7 protein-coding genes are annotated in these 6420 nt (G+C 64.0%); 6 read left to right on the top strand and 1 reads right to left on the bottom strand.

Annotated elements, in window-relative coordinates; translation table 11 throughout:
* Positions 1-26 precede the first annotated feature (26 nt).
* Both F3J08_RS16450 and F3J08_RS16445 read left to right on the top strand, forming a co-directional pair.
* The gene (locus F3J08_RS16450; RefSeq protein WP_166931780.1) at positions 27-905 is read left to right on the top strand and encodes a LysR family transcriptional regulator; all 879 of its coding nucleotides are present in this window, start codon (positions 27-29) and stop codon (positions 903-905) included.
* Between the two features lie 136 nt (positions 906-1041).
* Positions 1042-1440, top strand: coding sequence for a heme-binding protein (locus F3J08_RS16445; protein WP_166931778.1), 399 nt, complete (start codon positions 1042-1044; stop codon positions 1438-1440).
* On the opposite strand, the gene F3J08_RS16440 is transcribed toward F3J08_RS16445, so the two are convergent.
* Positions 1379-2146: a TetR/AcrR family transcriptional regulator gene (locus tag F3J08_RS16440; protein WP_205207122.1), complete on the bottom strand. Its 768-nt coding sequence runs from the start codon at positions 2144-2146 to the stop codon at positions 1379-1381. The two genes, F3J08_RS16445 and F3J08_RS16440, sit on opposite strands and share 62 nt — an antisense overlap.
* 178 nt (positions 2147-2324) lie before the next feature.
* Between F3J08_RS16440 and F3J08_RS16435 the strand changes: the two genes are divergently transcribed.
* The 4 genes from F3J08_RS16435 to F3J08_RS16420 form a co-directional block, all read left to right on the top strand.
* Entirely contained in the window at positions 2325-2708 is a 384-nt protein-coding gene (locus F3J08_RS16435) for a carboxymuconolactone decarboxylase family protein (RefSeq protein ID WP_166931774.1), read from the top strand.
* Between the two features lie 63 nt (positions 2709-2771).
* Positions 2772-3851 (top strand): HlyD family secretion protein, encoded by a 1080-nt coding sequence (locus tag F3J08_RS16430; RefSeq protein WP_240149423.1) that lies wholly within the window; start codon positions 2772-2774, stop codon positions 3849-3851.
* Positions 3848-5401, top strand: a complete 1554-nt coding sequence (locus F3J08_RS16425; RefSeq protein WP_166931771.1) for an MFS transporter — start codon at positions 3848-3850, stop codon at positions 5399-5401. Before F3J08_RS16430 ends, F3J08_RS16425 begins: the two co-directional genes overlap by 4 nt.
* The coding region (locus tag F3J08_RS16420) for an efflux transporter outer membrane subunit (protein WP_166931769.1) at positions 5398-6420 on the top strand (1023 nt) is incomplete at its 3' end. The genes F3J08_RS16425 and F3J08_RS16420, both read left to right, overlap by 4 nt.

The following is a 6420-nucleotide window of genomic DNA, read 5'->3' as shown; positions in this document are numbered from 1 at the left end:
GCCATAATTTTTGTTATAGGTAACCCATGTCGCTTCTGCACCTGCGCACCTTTGTCGAAGTCCACAGATGTCGTTCGATCAGCGAAGCCGCACGGGCATTGTCGCTGACCCAGCCGGCCGTGTCGCAACATATCGCATCACTGGAAGCACAACTGGGGCGGCCACTGTTCGTCCGCCATACGCGCGGTGTAAGGCCCACCGCCGCTGCGGACGATCTGGCGATGACAATCGGAGACAGTCTCGACCGGGCTGAAACAGCATTGGCGGCGGCGAAGGCACGGTCGGCCGATCTCACCGGGACACTGCATCTCGCGGCGCCAGCGGAGTATCTGGGCGAGTATGTGGCGCCGCGTCTTGCACCCCTGATCGAAGCCGGACTGGACCTGCGCCTGCATATCGGCGGTCGCGACGCCTTGTACGACTGGCTATTGTCCGATACCGTGGATCTGGGACTGACGGCGTCCCTCCCGGAGGATCCACGCCTGAGCTGGGCGCAACTCGGAATCGAAACTCTGCAAGCCGTGGCCATCCCGGACATCGCCGACCGCATCCATCATCTCGGCCCGAACGAGGGACTGCGCGTGGTGCCGCATATTGCCTACGATCTCGAACGCCCGCTGCTTCGCACCTGGCTGAGTGCGAACGACCTTGCCGTCGATCGGCCCCCTGTCGCGACCGCTCCGGATATGCGCGTATTGCGCGCGATGCTTATGGCGGGCATCGGCTGGTCGGTCCTGCCCGACTATCTGACGCGGGAGCAGCGGCAGGCCGGCACCCTACGAGAGATCGCGGCACCGAAAGCCGTTCCGCGCAACGCATTTCACCTGGTATGGGCGCGCACCGCGCTGCGACACCCCCGCGTGGCTTTCGCCCGGAAGGCATTACTGACGGCACTGGCCGAATAACGTTCTCTCATCGCACATACATTATTCCCCATCCACACGATTCCGTCTCCCAAGTCCACGACAATGCGAACTCCGCCAAGCTTGACGGAAGCATCCCTTTTCCCTATTTACCGGTCGGTCACTTATGGAGGTGCTCATGACCTGTTCCCTTGAAGACGCCAGACGTGTAATCGCCGCCGCCGAGGCCGAAGCCCTGACGATCGGCCAGCCCATGAACATCGCCGTGGTCGATGCCGGCGGAAGTCTCGTCGCGCACGCCCGGATGGATGGCGCCCGGATCGGTGCAATCGACATTGCCATCAACAAGGCCTTCACAGCCCGTGCGTTCGACATGAGCACGGCTGACCTTGCCGAACACAGTCAGCCTGGAGGCCCGTTCTTCGGCATTCACACCTCGAACAACGGACGCGTGATGATCTTCGCTGGCGGGGTGCCACTCCGGCGCGGTGAGCGGATCGTCGGCGCGATCGGGATCAGCGGGGGAGCCGGCGAGCAGGACGAGCGTGTTGCCCAGGCCGGGGTGCAAGCGCTTTGACAGTGCCTATATGGAGCACCCGCATCGCGCTCGGCGCTCCAGAAAGGAACTTCACAACAGCAAGATTAACAACTGCGTCAAGGTCGTCGGGAACTTTCATGTCGTAGACCCAACGACGAACCGCCAGATAAAACAGTTCGCCGTGCAGCCCCCAGGCCATTTCGGTTTCCTCCGGCAGCAAAGGAACCTCAATGGTGTCGGGGAGACCAGTCGTCACCCGCAATTCCCGCGCCAATGGCTCGACGAGCCTTGCCTGGACCAGTTCCAGATAACGCTGGGTAATACCGACACCTTTCAGACCGGCGAACACGAAGATTCTGACCCAGTCATAGCGGAAGATCGCTTGCAGATATGATCGGTAGAACTGTGTAAGGCGCTGCTCGAGTTTGATCGAGCGGTCAGCAAGCAATGTCTCCCACTCGACCTGCCAGCGTCCGATATAGACTTCCTCATAGACCCGGTCGATCAGGGCCTCCTTGGTCGGGAAGTAGCGGAAGAGATTCTGGTGCGTGATACCCAGCCGTTTCGCCAGATCGCGCAATCCTCCGTCGAATCCGACCTCGGCGAAGAACGCGACGGCACCATCAATGATCTCACGCTCACGGTCTTCCGGATCGAGGCGACGCCGCTTCCTTTGCGGCGGAGTTGATCCCACCTCTTCCGGCGCACGCACGACGCCAGCATCCGATCCCTTATCTTCCACCATGCTGGCCCTGTCTCCCACTTCCTGTGCGGACCATTGTAGCGAGACAGATGACCGATCGGCAAATACGCTTGACGAATGACCTCCGATATCCGCATTTTAGTTACCGTCCGGTCATTAGCGAATTGCGCCGCGACGACGGCCTTTTTGGCCAGCTCAACGATCATCGGAGACAGACCACATGTCAGACGAACGTTTCACCGAGGGCAAGCGTGCCTTCGAGGAGATCACCGGCGTACCGGCGTCCGCTTTCCTGGATTCACTGGCAACGACGGCACCGGAACTGGGCCGTTTCGTCATGGAATGGGAATTCGCCGATGTTTACGGCCAGACGCGGCTGGATACGCGGCTGCGGGAAGCGGTGATGATCGCCGCGTGCGCGGCGCGGGGCGCCACAGCGGCGGGCGTGCTGCGGCTGCGTGTCGGCTCGGCTCTGCGCGCGGGCCTGACGCGCCGGGAAATCGCCGATATCTGCGTGCAGACGGGCATTATCGCCGGCGTTCCCGCAGCCCTGGCCGCGTTGCAGGTCGCTGGCGAGGTGTTCGCCGGAACGCCGGAAGAATAGGTCCTGCCCCGCTTTTCCGGCATCAATGGCACACACCGCGCACGACTGCTTCCGTTCAGACTGATGAAGCATATTCTGCCTGCCGGGTGGGGGCGGATCGTGGCGCTGGGCCTGATCCTTGTTGCATCCGGGGCGGTCCTCGCGACCCGGATGCTACTGCATGGCGACGCGATCGATCTCTGCCTGTACTGCGAAAGCACGAATGACGCCTTCGTGCATGCGGACACGGTCGTGCTCTCCGCCCACGTTGCCGGATACGTCACGCGGGTTCCGGCCACGGACAATGCCCGGGTCCACGCCGGCCAGATCCTCGTGACAATACAGGACGATGATTATCGAGCCCATCTCGCCGAAAAGGACGCCATGCTGGGCGCGGCCGGAGCGGCGCTGGAGGTTGTCCAACGGCAAATCGGCCTGGAGACGGCGCAGATCGCGGCAGCGGAAGCCGCACTGCGCATAGCGGACGCCGATGTTGCGCAACGGCGTCTGGAACGACGGCGTCAGCACGATCTCATTACCGACGGCAGCACATCCCATCGCGACCTCGAGATCGCCGATGCCGATCTGGCCCGTCTATCGGCCGCGCGGGATCGCGACGCCGCCCTTGTGGATGCGGCCCGGCGGGCTCAGGACGTGCTGCACGCCAAACTCGTGCAGGCACAAAACGACGTCTTGGCAGCCGTATCGGCGCGCGAACTCGCCGCGATCGACCTCGGCTACACGCGGATCGCCAGCCCTGTCGCCGGTCAGGTCACCGCGCGGGTGGTCTATGTCGGCGAATATGTCGGTGTCGGCACCCAAGTGGCGCGGGTCGCGCCACTGCCAGATGTCTGGATCGTCGCGAACTTCCGCGAGGTGCAACTGACACATATGCGGGTTGGACAGGCTGCGTCGATCACGATCGACGCTTTCCCCGGAGCCATCTTTCGCGGGCATGTGGATAGTATCGGACCCGTCTCGGGCGCCGAGACAGCCCTGCTGCCACCCGACAACGCCACCGGCAATTTCACCCATATCGTTCAAAGGTTTCCCGTCAAGATCGTTATCGAGCCAGGCCAGGCGACCATCGACCTCCTGCGACCCGGCATGTCCTCACACGTCTTGGTACGAACTCTCGTCGACATACGGGAAGACGCGCCATGACATCGGAGAGGCGAATAAAGCTCCTCACGGGAAGCTGCGGTATCTGCGCGGCCTGGATGGTCATGATGTCGACGCGCTTCTTCGCGCTGTCGCTGCCGGACATTGAGGGCGCGCTGGGGATCGGCCCGGATGAGGGGTCCTGGCTCACCGCTGGTTATCTGGCGTTCGAACCGGTCGGTGTCGGCCTGGGATGCTGGCTCGCCGTGATCTTCTCCCTGCGCCGGATTATGCTGCCCGCAATCACGCTCTTCGCGATCACATCCGCCATCGCGGCCATGACACATGACCTGGCAGTGATGATCCTGGCGCGATCGGGCATGGGGCTTGCCGCCGGAGTCATCATTCCGCTCGCGATCATCACCGAACTGCGGACCTTCCCCCCGACATGGCGCGCGCTGGCGATCGGGCTCTATGCCTCGGCGGCGACGATGGCACCTCAGGCCGCCGCATCTCTGGATGTCTGGCTCGTCGAGCGTTGGGGAACGCCGGCGATCTTCTGGATTGCAGTTCCACTGGGGCTGATTGCGTTCGTCTGCGGATATCTCGGGTTATGGCGCGAGCGCATTCGCTGGCTGTTGTTCGCGCGCGCCGATCTGCGCGTGATCCCCCTGTTTTCAGTGGGGGCCATTCTCCTTGGCGGCGGCCTCAGTCAGGGGAACCGACTGCACTGGTCAGAGACGCCGCTGGCCCTGTTCGCCGTCATCATGGGTGCGGCACTCCTACTCGGAGCATTCTGGCTCGGGGGACGCCGGGTCGTTCACCCTATCCTGATGACCGGGTTGCTGACCCGCCGCAATACCCTGCTCGGCGCGCTGATCGCCATCCCTTATCAGTTCGCATCGGTCCTTTCCGGCGGTCTGGTGCCGGCCTTCCTCGCCGATATCCCCACCTACCGGCCGGAGCAGATCGCACCGGCACTGGACGCCGTGTTCTGGCCACAGGTCGTTGCCTACCCGGTCTGCATCGTGGCGCTACGCTACGGATGGATGGAAGCCCGGACCTTTTTCGTGTTGGGCTTCGGACTGAATGCACTGGCCTGCCTGCTCGACCTCGACGTCACCAGCGGCTGGGTTCCCGGCAATTTTCTCGCGGGACAAATCCTCCAAGGGTTCGGCCTGCCATGGATCCTCCTACCCTTGCTGATGCTGTTCGTGGGCGACGTGGTGCCGAGTGAAGGGCTTTATGCCGCCGCCATCTTCAACATGGCCCGCAGCCTTGCCGGCACCGTCGCGACCGCGTGGGCGGCAACCGGGCTGCGGCTGCGGGCCGAGGGACGCTATGGCGAACTGCTCACCAGCACCGGCCTCCAGCCACACCACCGCACGCTCGCAGCGCGGGATGGCGTGAATGCCCTGCCCTGGACGACGCCCGATATGGCCCTGCTGGACCACCGTGCGCGATCGGTGGTCGGCGCACTCGTGAGGCACCAATCGATCGTCATCGGCTTTTCGACGCTGTTGGCCGACCTCGCGCTGATGCTGGCCGCAACCTGTGTCATCGCGGCCTGCATGCCCCCGGCCGGCGCCGATCGGCCGGGAGAGCGATCATGAACATGGCGCGCGCGGGCTCCATTCTTGCGCTCATCGTCATCACCGGCTGTACCGTCGGGCCGGATTATGTCGCGCCCCATGCGGAGGGACCGCCCCAATGGGTGGGCCGGCCCGGCGTCCCAAGCCTGTCGGTTCCGGATGAACTCTGGTGGGCCGGATTCCACGACCCGCAACTGAGCCGCCTCATCCATGAGGCGCTGACACGCAACAATGACCTCGCCGCCGCAGAGAAACGCGTCGAGGCCGCCCGCGACCAGATCCGGATCGAAGTGGCGGCGTCGTCACCCGTCATCGGCCTTGGCGGCATCGCCGAGAAAAGACGTCAGTCGCAGACGATCCAGTGGCCTCCCAGAGCGAGTGCGGGAGATTACCGTTACTGGTCTCTCGGGTTCGACGGTTCATGGGAACTGGACCTGTTCGGGATGACGCGGCGCCGGACGGAAGCCGCGCGGGCATCGCAGGCCGAAATGGCGGCCGAGCGCAACGGGCTGCGCCTGCGCCTTCTGGCGGAAGTCGGCGCGGATTATGTGACCTGGTGCGCGACCCTGGCACGGCTTCAGGTCGCGAAGGACCGCGTCGCCCTTGTCGCTCGCCAGCGTGATCTCGTGACACATGAATGGCGCGCCGGTGCGCGCGGCCACGCTGACGTGGATCAGGCCGAAGCGAATCTCGCCGCCGCCCAACAGACTGTCCCGCCCCTTGTCGCGCAGGCCACGGAGATGAAGAACGCCCTCGCGATCCTGACCGCGACGACACCCGAGGCCATGCAGTTGACGCCGCGCGCGGATCTTTCCATCCCTCTGCCGCCAGCGCGGCCGCCGTCAGTTCCCTCCGAGGTGCTGACGCGCCGGCCGGATATCCAGGCCGCGACATTCCGCTATGCGCGGGACAATGCCGAAATCGGAGTAGCGGTCGCCTCCCTGTACCCGAAAGTCGCGATCCCACTGGATTTCGGGGTGACCACCAGCACGCTGCATCAGGCGTTCACCACCGCCAGCCTTCTATGGCAACTCGGCGTC

The organism is Asaia sp. As-1742, from assembly GCF_011753235.1.
Lineage (GTDB): Bacteria > Pseudomonadota > Alphaproteobacteria > Acetobacterales > Acetobacteraceae > Asaia > Asaia bogorensis_B.
The sequence above is the reverse complement of the archived record's forward strand: the minus strand, read 5'-3'. Positions and strand labels throughout refer to the sequence as shown.